Below are 19,495 nucleotides of genomic sequence, written 5' to 3'. Positions count from 1 at the left end.
GTTTGGATTGGTGCTTCTATAGTGTCTGTGGTACTTAATTTGGGTGTTTTTCTGTTTTTTGTGATAGGTTTTTGTTTGTTTTTGAGATATTTTGTGCTATACGTGTGCATTTTCTTTATGCTAACCCTTATATAGTGAATTGTTAATACGTTTTAGCAGAAAAAAATTTAAAAGAATATAGAAAAGCATGCCTGTTCCGGTCGTACTGAGTACTGATAACAAATGTCAATTACCGGAAAGAGTTAATGGAGTTAAAGTAATCTCGCCTATAAGGCCGGATGGTTTTGGTGTCCAATTTTTCGCTGTAAATTTTCCATCTTCGCCCATATTTTTTTTCTTCCGTGCGTTAAAATTTGTATTGTAGAAAATTCGCCACTGAACGTTCCTTTTATCGAGATCAGCAATTCGGTTAGCCATAAGATTCGATACCTTTATCTCCAATTCATCATTGCCTTTCAGTTGATCACTTGGAATTTCTAAACTGTAGGGTGTGCTGAACAACGTTGTTAGATATCTACCATTTAAGTATACGGCAGCACTTTCGTGTACCTCGCCAAGATCCAAGCGCCAGGCATCAGCTTTAGTAGGAAGTGCCGGGATTTTTGTTTTATAGGTTGCGGTTCCTGAAAAGCTTGTATAAGCTTCTCCATAATCTGTCCACGATTGCAATTCTTTTGTGTATAGGCTATTTGGAAGCGTGGGACCACCTTTTATAAAGTTTATTTGCCAGTCTTTTGCGAGTGTAATCGCATCGCCACTCACTTCATAGTAAGGGTAATGGTTGCCTTTGTAGCTGCCTTTAAAAGTTTCTAATACGATCGATTCAGCTGGTTTCAATTGAAGGTAGATTTCTACCTGATTCCCATGCCGACGTGTCTTGGCGTAACCATCGATACCTGTCATCAAATTATATAAGGCAGCCGACTGATAGTCCGCATTTAAGGTAATCCAACCTTCAAAAAGCGACTGCAATGGATTGTGAATAAAATAATAATAGTTACCATCTTCTTTCACCCTCCGGATGCTTTGAAGTCCAACGGCATATATCCTTTCCGGGACAACGTCGGTATGCCCGCTTAAGTCAACCAACCCTTCGCTCAGGACGATTTGGCCTTTTCCATATTTCGCTATTTGGCTGCCTTGATATCCTGTGAAAGCGAGCTTTTCTTTTAGTAACTGCATTCGTTGCCTAGCTTCAGTCAAATTGGCGAAACCTGGTATGTCAGTTGGCAAGTTTTTGTGAAACACAATGCTTGCTCCCTTTTGCGCAAGCATCATTAGCTTTTTAAAAGTCGCGACAGGCATATGGTGTGTTTCAGGCACTACAATGGTTTTATAACTATTGCCACCAATAAGCAAAGCGGTATTTTGGTACTCAACATCCAATAACTGCTTATCACTAATGGCGTCCCAACTATAACCGTGCTCACTTAAATAAGTTCCGCAAGCTTTTAGTGATAGTTCATCAAAGAAGCGGTTGGAATGAAAATGATGGAGCATACTTTTGCCCGTTTCAGACCAAAGATCGGATACACCAAAATAAAGTAAGATATCGTTCGAGGGTTTGCCGGCTTGTAGGAAGGCCTGTCCTCTTGCTACATATTGATTAAAAGCACCGAAATGATCCCAAAGGCTATTATTAGGTGTAAAATGTACGGCCGCGTAAAAAAGCCATCCGGGCCATGTAGCGTCTTGAGGAGAATAGGCAGTGCCATGATAAAATACATGATTAACACCGGCAAGCCACAATTTATCAATGGCTGTTTTGACATCTCCTAAGTTCGATTCAAAATGCTCGTTTAACCAGGTAGCCGATTCGGAAGAAATTAAGTTCTTTCCTGTCACATGCCCTGCGGACGGAGCACTTTTGAGATTGACGATATCTGTACCTTCAATTTCCGGAATGTCACTGGCTGCATATAAGTCAAGTACATTAGCCGGTGAGCCATGCGCTTGATTGCGGATCCCCTTTCCTTGTTTAGCGGCCCAACGTTGCCAATTTTTGGTGTATACTTCCAATAATAGATCACTAACAGTAAGTCGGTAGTCGTACAATATTCTTTTATTTTTCTCTTCGGTGTCAATTCCCAGCAAAGCCGGGATATGTTGGCGGAGGTCATACCCTCGCATTTTTTTAAATGCTGTAAAAAAGTCGGGTGTCCAATTTGCCTGTCCTTGTGCATCGTCTACTTCATATGAATCATTAAAGAAATAACGGAGGTAACTCAAATCATATCCTTTAAAGGCTTTGTCAAATTGGAGCAGATATTTTTCAAGTGCTTCTGCCGAAAAGTGATCGATCACGTTGCCTTCGCCGCCTGGTCCTGCACGTTCCACCATTTTTCCATGGTCGCCTTGAAAAAGAGCACATACTAGCCATTTGCCATTCGGAGCAGTCCACTCCAACCTGCCATTTATCACGTTGTCGGTTAAATCAATAACCTCATCAAAGCCTTGGCTAGTTATTTTATTGGCAGTTACCGAAATGAGTGGGAGTTCTTTTTCAAAACGTACCTGATCAAAAGCATAGGCTTGTAGATTGTTGTTGGCGGTGATGGGGTCTTTTAGCTCCCTTATGTCAACCTTCTTATCACCGGCAGTACGTACAAGTGGTTTCTGTACATATTTTATAGATTCCGTTACCTTTTGCCCGCCTTCAATAGTAAATGTTTTTGAAACCATATTTTTACAGGCGATTGTTTCATCGACCCACGGACCGCCGAAAGGCCAGCCGGAAGCGTTGGCTAAATCGACTCCTAAGCCCAGCCTTTTTGCTTCCTGTAAAGTGTAGCTTAATTTGTCCATCCAAGCGGGTGAGAGAAAATTGATAAATTGGTCTTCCGCTCCATGCACACCATAAATCGGTGTTATTTCCACGCCACCCAATCCTGCTTGTTTATAGGCTTCAAGGGCAGCCGTTAAGTCCTTTTCCGTAACGGCATTGCCGAACCACCACCATCGCGTCCATGGCTTTACTTCTTGTTTAAGTTCGGGCCAGTGAATTCTTCCATTTTCTTTTTCCTTTATCGGTTTTTCTATACGAAAACTGAAAAAAGCAGCTGCCATTACGAGCAACAGAATTACTTTTCGGGATATACTTAAAAATGGTTTGAACATCACGAGCTTTCCTGGTTTATACTAAAAATGACACAATAATTTTTGTCTTATTCCCATCCAAGTGTGCACTTGCCCACAGCGTAGAACTTTTTACCATTCTTGGACGTCAGCGCTGTATAAATAACCGTAAAAGTACCGTCTTCTTCTTCAATGGCGCAAAGTGGTGTACGCATGGCATGATCCCCCGGGTCTCCCCAAAGATTCTTTTGAGATTGTACTTTGATGCGTGTCTCATGATTCCAATGTATCCCATCCTTTGAAAGGCTGTAGCCGATTTCTTGATCACCAAATGAGTCAAAAACGGTTAAATAACGTCCGTCTTTCAACTCAGTAACCTGAGCATTTTCGTTAAAAATCTCCGTTAAAGGGATCGGATTATGTCCTTCCGGCATTCTTGTCCAAGGCCCACTCAGCTTGGTTGCCGTTGCCATACCGGTAGGCCACGGTCCTTGGGGTACATGATTGTGCCCGTCGTAAAAAGCATACCATCGATCACCCACTTTATAGGGATTAAAGGTCGCTACGGCCTGCTGACCTTCCCACGGTTGCGAGTTTTCATCCGGTTGTAGCACGATACCCATATCGGCATAAGGGCCGGCAATACCTTTGCGGCCGGGTATAACTGATTTGGCTCGCCAAATCCGGCCCGCATAGTCATTTCCCTCGATCTCGTCTTTGGTTTTATCGCCTGCGCGATAAGCTACATAAAAAATGTTCCAGGCATTTTCATCTTCGTTAAATTCAACCGCGGTGACCCATACTTCTGATCGCGGATTGGATGGGCTCCGTCCGGGAATACTTTCGACGAGTGTAGATTGGCGTTTCCAATGAATAGCGTCCCCACTTGTCCAATAAGCAATTCGCATATCCCGATGTGGCCGTTCAAACATCTCATTAATAAACATATGATAAGTACCATCGATTTTTACCACTTGTCCTGTTTCAAAGCCTGCCCGATTTTTACTGGATAAAACATCAGGGTGGTTTGGACCAATGACCGGTTGCTCAAACTCTCCGATACGTTTTAAGCGAATCTTAGATAACTCGTCCTTTCTAGTAGCTTTCACCGTTTGCGATAATGCGATGTCGGTACTGCTGAATACTAAAATGGTCAATAAAATTAAGTGACGTATTAATAACAAGGTGTTTTTATTCATGATCAGGTCAACGCTACGATCTTAGGATTATAAAGCCATTGGTTATCTTTCAAAAGAAAGATTTTCCAAGCTTAAATCCATCCTGTACTGTTATGCATTCTTATATCGTGAACTCCGGAATCGTTTGCGTAGATTTTTTATGTGTTTAAGCGCTCCTCTGCTAAAACGTTTCCTTTTTTTTCTTGATCCATTTACACGTATAATCGTTAAAAAAACACAGGATGGGGCAGGTTGCGCCAACTCAACAAATATTGTTCTTTCGTTAGTAAATGTCTCGCTAACATTTATTGAGACACACCAAAACCAATTATTTTATGAAGAAAAACCTATTGCAACCGAATGCTTTGTTAACCCTGTTGCTTGGCATTTTCTTAATGCTTATTACTGCTCGAAGTTTTGCCCGGCAAAGCACCCCGATATCCGGGCAGGTAAAGGATGCTTCAAGTGGAGAGCCCCTGCTGGGAGTAAGTGTCTTTTTAAAGGGAGGTACCACCCAATCAAAGACAGATGACAAAGGAAATTTTGTTATTTCAGCCGAACGTGGTCAAACCCTTATATTTAGGTATGTAGGCTACGACGAAGTTCAACAAGCTATTGTTAATTCGACCATGCAAGTCGTGATGGCGAGCAACTTACAACAACTGGAGGAAGTTGCCGTGGTAGGCTACAACGTCGTCAAGCGTGAAAATTTGACCGGTGCTGTTGCTAGTATAGGCAGTAAACAGATTGAGCAGCTACCTGTCCAAAATCCCTTGCAGGCCATGCAAGGACGAATTGCGGGCGTCGATGTAACTGCCAATGCGCGCCCTGGTGAAATGGGAAGTATCCGGGTACGTGGTAATCGGTCTTTGCTGGCTACTAACAATCCTTTATATGTGGTAGATGGCATCCCGTTATCAGCCGGTGGGATTGATGCCATTAACCCGCATGATATTGAAACGATCGATGTGCTAAAGGACGCTTCCGCAACAGCCGTTTACGGTTCCCGAGCGGCAAATGGTGTCATTATGATCACAACAAAAAGAGGAAAGCAAGGGACCGCACAAATTAATTATAACGTTATCAATACATTTGAACGCATTAACGATCTGAACACCGTGTTCAATGCGGGTGAGTATGCAGAATATCGACGTAATGCTTTTCGTTCGGTTTCTACCACAAATGCTACAACGGGTTATACTACCCCGTATCCAAATCCTGTACAGGACAAAAGAATATTGGGCGTTGACCCCTATGCCTGGGAAAGCATTGCAAAGGGGTATACGTGGGTAGATAAGGATAATCTGATTGCTCAAATGCGGCCTACTACCGCTGAGGAGAAGGCGAAGTGGGGCGTTGATGAAGTACCCATGTATGATGCAAGCCAGGTTCCTACCACAGATTGGACCGATTATGTCACGCAGACAGGATTTACAACTGATCACACCCTGGGAGTGTCCATGGGATCTGATAAGATGACTGCTAATTTTACGGGTGGATATCTTAATCAGAAAGGGACTAATAAGGGGCAAGATTATAAACGCTATAGCGGAAGAGTGGGTTTGGAGCTCCGTCCAACAAATTGGTTTACACTGGGAGCGTCGATTAATGGCACATGGTCTGTTCAAAACTACGGCTATACCGGATCCGGGAGTCGGGCTGCTAATGCCATCTATGGTGCGGCACAAGGTATGCTACCCTATGCGGTGCCTTATGATAACCAGGGCAACTACATTTACCTGCCGGGCGGCGACATCAATATTGTAAATCCTATTTTGGAACATGAATATGTAATTAATGAACGAACGGCTTTGCGTGCCCTGGGAAGTTTTTATGCAGAACTCAAATTATTCGATGGTTTGAAATATCGTATGAACTATGGGCCTGATTTTAGAAATTTCCGTAATGGCCAGTTCCAAGATGCCCGCTCTATACTTAGAGGAGGTGGTGCTTCTACGTCGACTAATTATGCGCGTCTTAATAAGACGCAAAATATCGCCTGGACATGGGATAATCTCTTGTATTACAACAAAACCTTTGCTGAAAAGCATAATCTGGACATTACGTTGTTGCATAGTATGACATCGAATCGATCCGAAAGTTCAGACATGACTGCTATCGATTTGCCTTATAACAGCCAATTGTGGTATAATTTATCTTCAACCGCTCGAGGTGAATTGCAAGGTTGGGGCTCGGGTTATTCCAAAAACACCTTAATGTCCTATATGGCTCGGGTTAATTATACCTTTGCCGATAAGTATATTTTAACAGCCTCTAACCGATGGGACGGAGCTTCTGTTTTAGCACCTGGTAATAAGTGGCAATCTTTCCCCGCAGCGGCATTGGCCTGGAGAATGGAACAGGAAAGCTTTATTGAAAACAGCTCATGGCTCAATCAATTGAAGCTTCGCGTAGGAGTAGGTACTACCGGAAACTCCGCGATTGATCCCTATACCACGATGGGCGGGTTAATTGAAATGCCCATTGTATTTGGCAATCAGGTAGAGATGGGATACATTCCATCGGACCCAAAAGCTGCTAACCCCGGAACCATGGCCAATCGCGATTTAAAATGGGAGCGCACCACGCAATGGAATGCGGCGGTCGACTTTGGTTTATTCAAAAATCGGCTGAATGGTTCATTGGATTTCTATATGTCTAAAACGAGTGATCTATTAATGAATCGTCCTATTCCAACTGTAAATGGATTTACCACCATGTATTACAACGTGGGTAAAACTAAAAATCGTGGTGTTGAGTTAACGCTGTCTTCCATGAATATTGATCGACCTAATTTCAAATGGTTAACTGATTTTAATATAGCTACTAACAAGGATGAAATTGTCGAATTGCTCGATGGCGAATCCGATCTTCCGGCATCTAGTTTCTTTATCGGACAACCTTTATTTGTTTACTATGATTATGAGAAAATAGGCATTTGGCAAACTGCCGACGCCGCGGAAATGGCAAAATTTAATGAAAACGGTGCAACTTATAAGGCCGGCGATATCCGCGTGGCGGATTTAAATGGCGATTATATTATTGATAACAATAATGACCGGAAGGTGTTGGGTAGCAGATTTCCGCGCTGGACTGCCGGTATAACCAATACCTTAAATTATAAAAATTGGGAATTGTCCTTTTTCTTTTATGCGAGATGGGGCTTCTTGATCGAAGGAGGAGCGGTGGATATGCAAGGGCGCTACGCGTCACGAAAAGTAGATTACTGGACACCGGAAAATCCTACAAACGCTTATCCGCGAGCAGATTATGGTAATGGTGGGCAGCCGATTCATTATTCGTCTATGAACTACCAGAATGGATCTTTCATTAAACTAAGGAATGTTTCTTTAGGTTATAATTTTGCGCCCAACGTGTTAAAAACGCTTCATATGAGCAACTTAAAGTTATACGCGCAAATGATTAATCCGTATATCTATGCAAGGAACGGTTTTATAGATCCTGATATCAATTCATCAATTTCATCAAGAAGTTTTGTTCTTGGACTTAATGTTACCTTCTAAGTAGACCTAATTATGAAGACTCTTAATAACAAAATATATATAGGCTTGCTGTTGGCAAGCACGATCTTACCCAGTTCTTGCTCCAAATTTTTAGAAGAAGAGGTCGTAGCCACACTGACTAATCAACATTATCAAACCGTGGAGGGTTTAGAAAGCTTGGTGGTTGGTATGTATGATGGATTGCGCTTTCATTTTAATTATGAATGGGCTTATACGACCACTAACTATGGTGTTGACGAATTTACGAATGGCGGCGGCTTGGACAAAGTACATTTCAATACTTATTCAAGTGTATTGGATCCGACTGTCGGGGAATTCGCTAACGTGTGGGATAATATGTACGCTAATATTAATACCGCCAACACCGGCATTAAAAACATACCCGGTGTTTATCCGGACGGAGAGCAGAAGAATACGCGCTTGGGCGAATGTTATTTTATGCGGGCATTCGACTATTTTAAGCTGGTAAAACAGTTTGGCGGTGTTCCGTTAAAACTGGAACCATCCGAAAGTTTGCAAACCGATTTTGTCCGGGCACCCGCAGAGCAAGTTTATGCGCAGATAATAAGTGATTTTAGACGAGCTGTGGATTTATTGCCTAGCACGGCCGCACAAGTTGGTCGTATTACAAAGGCTGCCGCACAACACTGCGTGGCTAAGGCATACCTCTATCGAGCCAGCGAATTGAACGCATCTTTTAGTAAACAGACCGACTTAGATAGTGCCATCTATTACGGAGAGCAGGTTATAAATAACTCTCCCTATCAATTAGCCTCCGATTATGCTGATTTATTTCGCTATACCAAAGTGAATGACGTAAATGAAACGAATTCGGAAATTATTTTGGCAGCGCAGTTTGATAACCAAGATGCCTTGGCCGGACGCTACGGTAATCAAACGCACCTTTACTTTCTTTCGATTTATCAAACACTACCAGGTATGGTAAGGGATATTGCGAATGGTCGGGAATTTCAACGATTAAGACCCACTGATTACGCGCTTGACGTTTTTAATAGAAAGATTGATTCTCGATTTTATAAGAGTTTTAAATTCGCGTACCTTGCCAATAATGCAAATACGCTACCTAAATGGACTGAAGCTAATGCGCCGAGTTCTAACCTGATAGGACAGGCTAAATTTAATCTTGGTGATACCGCGGTAGTTTACATCGCTAATAGCAGCAATGATAACCGTTTTACTGCCGAAACCATCAATAAATCTGCACCTACTCTTTTTGTTCGTTACTACCTTGATAACGGAGAAGTTAAATCTAACTGGACGATTAGCCAGTATCTTTCTTTATCTAAATATATTGATCCTTTCAGAACAACTGTCGCCAGTCAGTTTGGAACACGGGATGGTATGATCGCCCGTATTGGCGAAACCTATTTAATAGTAGCAGAAGCATATGGCAGGAAGGGTGATTACGGTTCCGCTTTACGCTATATCAATATATTGAGACAGCGAGCAGGATTTAATGAAGGTGAAAATCGTACGCCGGTTTACTATCGCGCTGAAAATGTACCCGCCGGTACGGTAAGTTCAACAAAAAACGAAATGATCGTAACGGAGGCTGCTTTTACACCAGGGACAACACAAGCCGCTGCTGAAATGTATCCTCCTTCAGCTAATTCCATGGCGCAATGTTTCATCCATTTTATATTGAATGAACGCTCAAGGGAGTTGCTTGGCGAATTCCATCGGTGGGAAGATCTATCACGTACCAAAACGTTAGTGGAACGTGATCAACAATTCAATCCGGAGGCGGCTCCAAATGTGCGTGAGAAACATTTGCTGCGCCCTATCCCGCAGAGCTTTCTGGATGCGGTGCAACGTAACGGCGCCTCTTTGACTTCAGAAGAAAAACAAGCGATGCAGAACCCTGGCTGGTAAGAAACCCTTTTTTACATACATATTGTTCTAGTTCATGTTGGTTCGGCGAGGCTGCTTAAGGGCAGCTTCGTCGTTTTAAAGTAGGACGTTTTCGTCGTCAGGACAGTCCCTGACAGTTAGCTTTGTCGGAATGATTATCTTGTGCCTTTATTTAAATGAAACTTAAATTTGATATAACCAATTAGTAATGAACTTCAAATTGAAACCTTTTCGAACAGGCATATTATCGGGTGCACTAAGCCTGTTTTACTGTATGTCTTCCTTATCCTTAAGTGCACAATATATCAGTAAGGGCGGAAATGATGCCTCGGCGCCTTTGCATCTTCTTAAGCCCGGCTATGATATACCTTATGGTGAAACAAAACCGGAAGGGGTGAAAAACACTTTGGATCGGATATACCGATATTTAAATACCACAACCCCCGCAGCTTTAGTTGATAAGTCTACCAATAAGGTAATCGACCTAGGGCAGGCAAATGACAACAGTATCTTTCAACCTGGCGATTTCAGACTAATCAGTTATGAGTGGGGGGTGACTTATACCGGTATGTTGGAAGTGGCTTTGGCAACGGGCGATCAAAAGTATAAAGATTATACGATAAAGCGGCTTGATTTCATTGGTGCTGTTGCCGAGCAATATAAAAAATATCTTCGTCAGCATAAAAATGCTACGACCCCTGTTCGGAGTGTACTGGAGCCGCATGCCTTAGATGATGTGGGGTCCATGGCTGCCGCTATGATAAAAGCTTTGGACGCAGGAGCTAAGCCAGCTCTTCTACGTCCCTTGGTAGACCATTACCTGAATTATATCTTACACAAGGAATTTCGATTGAAAGATGGGACTTTGGCACGTAATCGACCGTTACCGAACACACTGTGGTTGGATGATTTGTATATGAGTCTACCTGCGCTGGCACAAATGGGTAAATTAACAGGAAACAAAAGTTATTTCGACGAGGCACTGAAACAGTATAAGCAATTTGCCGAGCGTATGTTTAATGCGGAAAAAGGGCTATATATGCACGGCTGGGTGCAGGATATGGATCCGCATCCGCAGTTTCATTGGGCCCGAGCAAATGGTTGGGCTTTGATGACAAAGGTAGAACTGTTGGACGTATTGCCAGCTGATTATTCCAGTAGAGCAGAAGTGCTCGAAAAGCTTCGCCGCCATGCTGTAGGGCTTGCCGAAAGGCAGGATAAAACCGGCTTTTGGCATCAGTTGCTGGATCGTAATGACTCGTACCTTGAAACATCCGCAACAGCCATCTATGCTTACTGTATTGCGAGAGCAATTAATAAAGGTTGGTTGGATGCGAAAGCTTATGGCCCCATGGTTTTGCTTGCTTGGAATGCAGTGAATACAAAAGTAACGGAACAAGGACAGATAGAGGGTACATGTGTCGGAACGGGGATGGGCTTCGATCCGGCCTTTTACTATTATCGTCCGATCAGCAATTTTGCTGCCCATGGCTATGGTCCCGTACTCTTGGCGGGTGCAGAGATCTATCGCTTGTTACAACAGCACCCCTTTGAAATTAACGACAGTGCGGTGCAGATGGTTAAATAAAATCGTAAACATAAAAGGCATCCATTAACGTTCAGTTCACCTCAATGGATGCCTGATAAAGGTTTACTATTGCTGTTGAAAGTTTAACACATTTTCATGAATATGTTTTTTTTCTTCTACTGTTTTCCCCTCGACGTTTTTTAAAACAATGTTTTCTATGGGAAGTTCCTTTTGACCCAATATCCTGGAAACAAATTGCACATTTTTAGCTGTTACGTTGTTTAAATAAACGTCTTTTATTGGTGTTAGTCGACGTTCAACAGTGGGTACTAAATTTCTCCATTGATACAAAACATCCGTCTCAATTCCTAATATGCCGAGCTCTATTCGTCCCGCCTGAAGATTGGAGGCATAGATGTTACGGACATAGCCACCCATGCGTTCATTGGTTTTTATAAAGAGCAGATGGTTTAATTTTGCCCCGTCCATCACTACGCAACTGTCCACGAATACATTTTCAATACCTCCGGAAAGCTCACTGCCAATGGCGATCAGTTGATGCCCGTTTTTTACCGTGCAATTGCGGATTATAATATTCTTTGACGGGGTCTTCAGTCGCCAACCTTCGGGATTCCTGCCGGATTTTATAGCAATCGCATCGTCGCCCTGGTCAAATACGCAATTTTCTATCAATACATTTTGACTCATCTCTGGATCTACACCGTCATTATTATGACCATGTGCATATACATTTAGGTTACGAATTATTATATTTTTCGATAGATAGGTGTGGATGGTCCAAAAAGGACTATTGGTGATGGAAATCCCTTCCAATAGAACGTTTTCACTTCGATTAAACTGGATGAACTGTGGGCGTAGGTGTGCGGTGTCATTCACCATTTGTCTTTGCTCCACAGGAGTATAAGCGGAGGCTAAATTATATAGTCGTTTAATGCTCTCCATATGTGGTTTGGGTCGTGTAAACCACGTCTCCCATACATCCATTTTAGCTTTGATCTCACCTTGGCCGGTAATGGCTATATTTTTACATTCATAGGCATAAATGAGTGGTGAATAATTATAACATTCCATACCTTCCCAAGAGCTATGAACAGCGGGTAAATAATCAGCAGGATTTTCCGAGAATAAAAGAAGAGCACCTTTATCCAAGTGAAGATTTACATTGCTTTTCAGGTGAATTTTCCCGGTTAGCCATTCGCCGGCAGGTATAACTACAATACCGCCTCCAAGCTTATGGGCTTTTTCAATAGCAGTTGTAATGGCTTTTGAAGTAGCTGTCTGATTGTCCTGTAGCGCGCCGTAATCGGTGATTGGCAGTCGCTCACAGCTATTAAAATTCGGACTTTCAACAGAAACAACGCCAAAAGGAGTCTTTATTTTTCGCTTATCTAAGGTAACTTCGGTTTCCGTGTCATTGCCGGCGCAAACGAAAATAGGCAGTAAACATAGAAGATAGACAAAGAATTTTTCCATACTATTTAATATAACTCATTTATTTCATTCCAAACAAATCGTTGCGTTATGTGCCTTCACGACAGCAAATCCATATATGTTATATTACTGCATCTGCCAGGGCTGCTATTAATAACTCAACTAGTTAACAATTCAACAAGAAACAATAGGTCTCACTTCAAAGAAAAGCGATTTAAAGCTTATCACTGTCATGTTCTGTTAGGCAGGAAGCTCATAACTTTTTGATGTATGTTTCGGGAAGAGTACGGTAAGCCTTCTTTAAGCCACCTAAATCTATACGGATTTCATCTACAATAACGCCTGGGTCCACACAGAAAATTTTCAGCTGATGTTTGCCGGTTTTCAAAAAAGGCATCTCAATTTTTCGCTCGGCCCGGTTTCGCAAGACATTTTGTTTCCACTCCTCGCTTCTTCCGACCGTTCGGATATTGACCATTTTTAAAGGGCCGTCGTCAATGGATACGGCATAACGGACCTGATAGTTATTGTTGATGGGATGTGTAGGTAAAGCAAAAATGGTAACGGAAGGATTGGTCTCCGTAAAATTGTAAAAGTCATACGCGACAAACGTACCATTTTTCTTCATCGCATCGAGATCGGTTGTGACATTTCCTTCCACCGTTAAGGGAAAGGCCTGGATGGCATTTTCCGTATACCCTAAGCCTGGGATCACTTTCCACTGTTTTGCTTGTTGACTATTTTGTCGATTAAAATGATTGGCGTGTATACTAACAAAACCATTGTTTTCAACAAAGCCCTTATAGTTAGCTAGCTGTAGTATGGCAGGATTACTGGCTGATAATGAAAGCACTATTTGCTTGCCGCCCCCCGTGATCGTAATGCTACCGGGTACGCTTTCTTTTTTATTTATGTTTTTCCAATCAATATCTACCCACAGACGCACTTGGCTTTTTCCCGAATCAGGAAAAAGCTGTCCGTTCATTTTTGATAACCGAATCCACGGGTGCGAAACGGAGGCTTTCCATTGCATAGGCTGGCTCTTTTTTAAGAAAACATCAACAAAATACCGCTGCTTATTGAACACATCAAAGGGAGGTAAAGATAACCGAGGCTGATTCGTTAATAAAGAAGAATCTTTTGTCACCAAACCTTCAGGAGCTATATCCCAAACGTCGACGCTATCGATATGAATAGGGGCTATAACCGGTTCTTGATATACGGCCAAATCTCGTGGTTTCATAGACATGATATGTTTCCATTTCCCCTTGGCTAGTTTTGTGTTGTAATTTGTTGTTTCCGCTATGATTCGTTCGTAAGCCTTCTTTGCCAATCGGGCATATTCATGAGCGCTAATTCTATTTTGCTTGGAGTAGAAATAACTTTTGTCGCGGTACAAGAACTTTTTATTAATCTGTGAGGCGCCAATCACCGGATAATATACCAGTTGAAAAAAAGCATCGGCGTCGTGGGGGGATATCTGTTTACGCAAATCACTAACTGCTAACTCCAATGCTTGGTACTGATCGATCCGCTTTTGCGCTTCATCTCCATAGTAAAAATGATTAAAATCGGTATATGTAGTCTCGGTATTGGGTTCCGTCTGGCTCCATCCCATAAACTCAGGACGACGCTCAAATGCTAGCTGATAGTACTTCCAAAGAATCGATTGAATTAACGGTGCTTTTTCCGCTCCGAAAATACCTTGCGTCCAGTGCAATAAGTGTTGTTGCGTATACTTGCCATCTTGAAAGGGAGCGGGGTTTAATGCCATGTCCAAAAATTGCTGTATGTTATATTCTTGCGGTTTAATATCTCCTACATTAAGTACCCATAAGGTACGGGCACCCGTTTCATATGCCTTGATCATTTCTTCAGCCATTAAGGCTGGATGCATTGATGGCAGCCATAGATAGTCGTGGGGACGGCCCCAGTAGGAGGCGTGATAATAAACGCCGGCACCTCCTGTACGATTCCGTTCCTGTTCGTTGTTCAGTCGATGAATATAGCCATAATTGTCGTCGGGCCATACTAAAGTTACATCATTGGGCACCTTTAAGCCATGGTCATATATCTCCAGTACTTCTTTATAGGGAGTAAGAACTTGCGGTACGGCTGTTACATCCTTATTAATATACTTGGAAAGCAAGGTTCTTTCCTCATGGATGATACTTTGTACCAAGGGGACAGCCTCTTTCAAATCATTCACACCCTCCATTTGGCCGTCGTGAATACCACGCATACCTAGTGTATAAATAGCATCAATCCCTTTACTTTCTTGTATTCGTCCTTCCCAATATTGAAGGATTCTCTTCTTGTTAGTAAGGTAGTTAAAGTGTCCCATCGCCTTTGTGTCCCACTCATCTACATTATTGCGGAGCATCGGTTCAGCATGAGAGGAACCGATAACGATTTGATAGTCTTCGGCCGTTTTTCGATTACCTGGGTAATGAAAGAAGGCTTTCGTACTCGGGTGCATAGCAGGCCATATAAGGTTTGCTTTTAACCGTAATAATAATTCGAATACCTTAGCATAGGTTTTAGGGCCAATATCACCGGTTTCAGGCTCAAAAGTTTTTGCCGCCCAAGGTTGTAATCCCCAGTCCTCGTCATTAATAAAGATTCCTCGGTATTTAACAGCTGGTGATTTCGAAATGTAACTTTCCTGTTTTAATATCAATTCTTTGCTCTTTTTTACAGGCGCATCTGCCCACCAGTACCAAGGGGAGACGCCAATTTTCTCGGAGATCGTAAATACACCAAATGCCGTACCGCGCGGATCGCTTCCCGCAATTACCAGTGCTTTCGATATGTTTTTGGTCGGTTTATTTATGATATTTAATCCAAAGCTTTCCCATTTGCCCTTGAGTTTTTCTGTAAAGTCATTGTCTTTATGCAGTACTGTTCTTATCATCGCAGATTGTATACTGCCTATAGCAATAACGTTTCCACTTACTTGGGAAAGTTCGGTAAACACCTGCGGTTTGCAAGATGTGACTCTTTCGATATCTTCGGCAAGCAGATTCGCGATAATTGAATCTAGTTTAGGAGCCTGTTTATCGTATAGAATCGATACTTTGTCTGTTTTGGTAACGAACGGAAACAGATCGTCTTGCGCTATGGCACAGGTGGAAATCGTTAATACGAGAATGAGTAAACAAAAACTTTTTTTCAAATTCATTATTTAGTAATGTTACATTAAACATTGATTAATTTTCAATAAAATTGCTCCAACTGACAGAAATCTCGCTTTTAAAATCTAAAAAAGGAACCTTTTTAATCATTTGTTAACTTTTAAAGGCATTCAAGCTTCCCTACGGAAGGTTTCTTGGCAAAAAGTTGAACAAACCGAAGAACGTAGTGATGAGTTCATGAGCACCTTTTAAAATAAACAAGGGCGAATAAACCCAAGGCCGTTTTTCCGACACTCGATACCTTTTTGGTTATTCGCAGGAACCCCCCGTTCTACTTGAAATGCCACATCGGATATCCTGCGGTTTTGCAGGTTGATGCACTACCATTGCAGCAGGAGATCCAAGTGGCGAGTTTATTCGCGTTCCGTTCATTTTTGGCGCTCATGAGCTCCCTACGGTCGGTTTTAGTTTCTTTTTTGTCGGAAAAAAGAAAAACAAAAAGGTTCTTTTAATATAAACACCTTCATCTGTATGTTAAAAAGCGAAGCCTTTGCTACAATTAGTGGTCATTTTGATCAATTACAATTTTATTCAGTGAAACCATGTATCCTGTACTTCCGTAAAGACGTTTTCGCTTGTCTGACCAGTTGCCGCGTTCGCCCATTACGGTAACTGTCAAGGTATAATCATCCTTTGAAAGACGAGGACTCAGAAATTTGAGCGTTGAAATGGGGTACTTGCAGTACATATCAACGATAGAAGAAAACACGGTTTGTCCATTGCTGTTTTGAAGTTCTACAAGCGCATAGCCTCCATTGGAGCGTGCCATCCCATAAAAACCAACCTGCGTACCTTGGAACTGTATGGAGAAAGAAGCTCCTTTTACATCAGAACTTCGTGAAGACAGGGTGTCTTGTTGCCAATTGCCCGAATACTTTATTCTGTGCATATTAGCACTTTCGATAGTTGTACCTTCCAACAACGTTGGCGATGCCATTCCGGTTGAAACATCGACATTCCAAGCTTCCAAGTATACCGGAATAGATAGGGAGGTGCCATTAACAATCAGCGGCTGCCAGACATAGGTAGCAGCAGAATTTTGTTTGGGGAAAGACCAACGATCACCCATATACATATAAGTAGTGTCTTTTGTTCCTTCAATTGGTAATACAAAGGTGCATTGCGAGTTCCATGTGAGGGAACCTACCGGTGCTAATAGACCTCTTTTTATCCAAGGTCCTTGTAGCGATTTAGCGGTGAAGTAATAGTTGTCATTTCTTTCCCAGCTCGTTAAGTTAGAACCTAAAAAATAGTACAGACTATCTTTGCGGAAGATAACTGGTGATTCGAATCCGGACGTCATGGTTTCGTTTACCTTTTCTTTTACACTTTTATAATCGTTTGCTAGCTTATAAATTTCGCCACCGTGTATCAGCACGTAGCCGGATCCATCCCGATCCTGAAACGCACCCATATCCCATTGCCTAATAGGATTACCTTCGAAAAGCAAAGCTCCTTGAAAAGTGTAAGGGCCGGTAATTTTTGGAGAAGTGGCGTAACCCACAAATTGATCCTTATACCCCAATGTATCCACATGCATATACATAATGTATTCGCCTGTTGGGCATTTCATGACTTTAGGTCGTTCACCCACCCTGTTTGGTCCTAACTTGCCTGCTGGCTGCACGGGAAGAGCCATGCTTTCAAATTTCCAGTTACATAAGTCGGTAGACGAATAACAAGAAAAGCCATTAAATACATTAGCAGAATCAGTTTTGTATTCTCCAAAAAGATAATATTTACCGTTTTCCCTTACGATGTTTGCCCCATGGGCACTCAGGGTTTTGCCTTGATTGTCCATCCAAGGAATACCGGAGTGAATGGCATTATAGGCTTTTCTGCTTTGTGCCGAGGTGATGGATGTGCTCAGTACAAATGTTATTATTAATATGGATTGAGCCAAGCGTCTAATTATGATTAACATCTTGTTTTTAGGTGTTATATAATGAATCCAAGCAAGCATGCCATATCTCCCTTGGATTCATTTCGTTAGTAACCGGGGTTCTGCGGGTAACCTTCCGTATCGCGATCTATAACGGATTGCGGAATAGGACGTAGATAGTATTTATCTACTAGGCCTCCCGGGTTTGCCATTTTTGTTAAAATATTATATTCGAATGCACGAGCTAAGCGTTGTGTTCGTTTAAGATCCAACCACCTTTTGTACTCCCCGGCCTGTTCACGTGCTTTTTCATCCAAAATAAAATCGATGCTTACATCTGCAGCATTGATGTTCATGTTCTGCCCAGGCTTTGCTGCACGTTGACGGATCGCATTCAGCTTCTCTGCTGCTTTGTCGAGCTGGCCGAGCTTAAAATAGGCTTCGGCAGCTAGTAAATAGGTTTCAGCCAATCGAAATAAGAATACGTCTTTTGTACTTGCGTAGGCAAATTCATTGTTATAAGGAAGACCGGCATTTGGATCATAAAACTTATTGATCATAGGAAACTTCTCTAATCCTCCTACATTGTTAAAAGCTTGCTTCCATTTATCAAGGCGAATGATTTCAACATTCGGATTGGACGCCTTGAGCGCAATGGAATCGGCTATTGTAAAAGGTTGGTCGGGGTAGGGGAAATAATAACGAAGGTCACCGGCCTGTATCGCCCCGTCTGTTTTGGTTGCATAAAACCGACTTAAAAAGGTGGCATCGTAGCGAGAATCCTTGGTGGTATTGTATAAGGTGTACAAAAATTGGGTAGGCATAAAATTCGAAATCCGCCTGTTGTAATCTCTTAATCCGGTTACCTCGTCAAAACCTTTCTCGCGCCAATATCGCCAGCCGAATAGGATGTTTTGGCCGTTACCATTGTATCCCGGCTGTGCTCCATACTGAACAGCGAAAATGATTTCTCTATTCAGTTCATTACCAGGTTGAAATACTTCGGCAAAAGTTGGAAGTAGTGCGTAATAAGAACTGCCAATCAATTCTTCTGCCAGTTGGGCGGCACGCTCAAAATCGGCCGCCTCACCGAAGGATTTATATCCACGTGTTAAATATAACAATGCAAGCAAATGCCGGGCGGCCCCTTGCGTTGCCCTTCCCGGTTCTGTGCTTGCGGGGTTTGCCTCTAAATTAGGTAAGGCGACATTTAATTCGGCAATCATAAAATCATATACCTCTTGTTCAGAATTGGGAGCGAAATGCGTAACCGGTGAACTGATCTCTTCCTGCACAATAGGTACATTTCCAAAATTTTCGACCAGTAAATAATAAAAATAAGCGCGTAAAAAACGTACTTCCGCAAGTCTTCTATTTTTGATGTTTTCTGCTAAATCAGGAATACCCTCCGCTCGATTAACCGCTGTATTGCAACGTTGTATTCCTCTGTAGGCTACTGTGAAAAAAGTGTCGATGGGAACATTGTCAGCGGTTAATGAGCGGTATTCGTTAAGCTGAATGGCGGGGACCTCATTCGCCTGCCCACTTACCAGTTCTATTTCGCCTCTTGTGGTGATGTCGGTTCCCCATTCAAATAAATTAGGGTTAGGGCTATAGATACCCCTAAGCGAAGCATAGCAGGAGTTAATTAATGATTCGTAGCCGGCCGCATTAGTATAGTAATTTTCTGCAGTAATGCCGCTTAAATTTTCTTCGGTCAGAAATTTTTTACAGGAAGTGAATCCCGCAAAGATTATGACAACTATAATGATAAGTTTCTTCTTCATTTG

At 42.3% G+C, this 19,495-nt stretch carries 9 protein-coding genes; 3 read left to right on the top strand and 6 right to left on the bottom strand.

Translation table 11 applies throughout. The annotated features are described in order from the left end of the window. Positions 1–225 precede the first annotated feature (225 nt). Both QT327_RS08115 and QT327_RS08110 read right to left on the bottom strand, forming a co-directional pair. Positions 226–3,117, bottom strand: coding sequence for a glycosyl hydrolase (locus tag QT327_RS08115; RefSeq protein WP_289552577.1), 2,892 nt, complete (start codon positions 3,115–3,117; stop codon positions 226–228). 47 nt (positions 3,118–3,164) lie between these two features. After that, complete coding sequence (locus tag QT327_RS08110) at positions 3,165–4,274, bottom strand: glycoside hydrolase family protein (RefSeq protein WP_130858196.1); 1,110 nt, start codon at positions 4,272–4,274, stop codon at positions 3,165–3,167. Between the two features lie 314 nt (positions 4,275–4,588). On the opposite strand from QT327_RS08110, the gene QT327_RS08105 reads away from it, so the two are divergent. The 3 genes from QT327_RS08105 to QT327_RS08095 all read left to right on the top strand — a co-directional run bounded on the left by QT327_RS08105 (position 4,589) and on the right by QT327_RS08095 (position 11,237). Continuing rightward, positions 4,589–7,777, top strand: a complete 3,189-nt coding sequence (locus QT327_RS08105) for a SusC/RagA family TonB-linked outer membrane protein (protein ID WP_130858195.1) — start codon at positions 4,589–4,591, stop codon at positions 7,775–7,777. 12 nt (positions 7,778–7,789) lie between these two features. Continuing rightward, positions 7,790–9,670: a RagB/SusD family nutrient uptake outer membrane protein gene (locus QT327_RS08100; RefSeq protein WP_130858194.1), complete on the top strand. Its 1,881-nt coding sequence runs from the start codon at positions 7,790–7,792 to the stop codon at positions 9,668–9,670. 187 nt (positions 9,671–9,857) lie between these two features. Then, positions 9,858–11,237 (top strand): glycoside hydrolase family 88/105 protein, encoded by a 1,380-nt coding sequence (locus QT327_RS08095; RefSeq protein ID WP_149106276.1) that lies wholly within the window; start codon positions 9,858–9,860, stop codon positions 11,235–11,237. Between the two features lie 66 nt (positions 11,238–11,303). Here QT327_RS08095 and QT327_RS08090 read toward each other — a convergent pair whose 3' ends face one another. From QT327_RS08090 to QT327_RS08075, 4 genes are all read right to left on the bottom strand, one after another. After that, entirely contained in the window at positions 11,304–12,671 is a 1,368-nt protein-coding gene (locus QT327_RS08090) for a glycoside hydrolase family 28 protein (protein ID WP_130858192.1), read from the bottom strand. 211 nt (positions 12,672–12,882) lie between these two features. Next, a complete protein-coding gene (locus QT327_RS08085; RefSeq protein WP_130858191.1) occupies positions 12,883–15,810 on the bottom strand; it encodes a glycosyl hydrolase 115 family protein in 2,928 nt (975 codons plus the stop codon). 512 nt (positions 15,811–16,322) lie between these two features. Next, positions 16,323–17,747, bottom strand: a complete 1,425-nt coding sequence (locus QT327_RS08080; RefSeq protein ID WP_130858190.1) for a family 43 glycosylhydrolase — start codon at positions 17,745–17,747, stop codon at positions 16,323–16,325. A gap of 65 nt (positions 17,748–17,812) precedes the next feature. Continuing rightward, a complete protein-coding gene (locus QT327_RS08075) occupies positions 17,813–19,492 on the bottom strand; it encodes a RagB/SusD family nutrient uptake outer membrane protein (protein ID WP_289552575.1) in 1,680 nt (559 codons plus the stop codon). Between the last annotated feature and the right edge of the window lie 3 nt (positions 19,493–19,495).

The organism is Olivibacter sp. 47 (assembly GCF_030372825.1).
Classification (GTDB): domain Bacteria; phylum Bacteroidota; class Bacteroidia; order Sphingobacteriales; family Sphingobacteriaceae; genus Olivibacter; species Olivibacter oleidegradans.
This window is presented reverse-complemented; position numbering and strand designations above follow the sequence as displayed.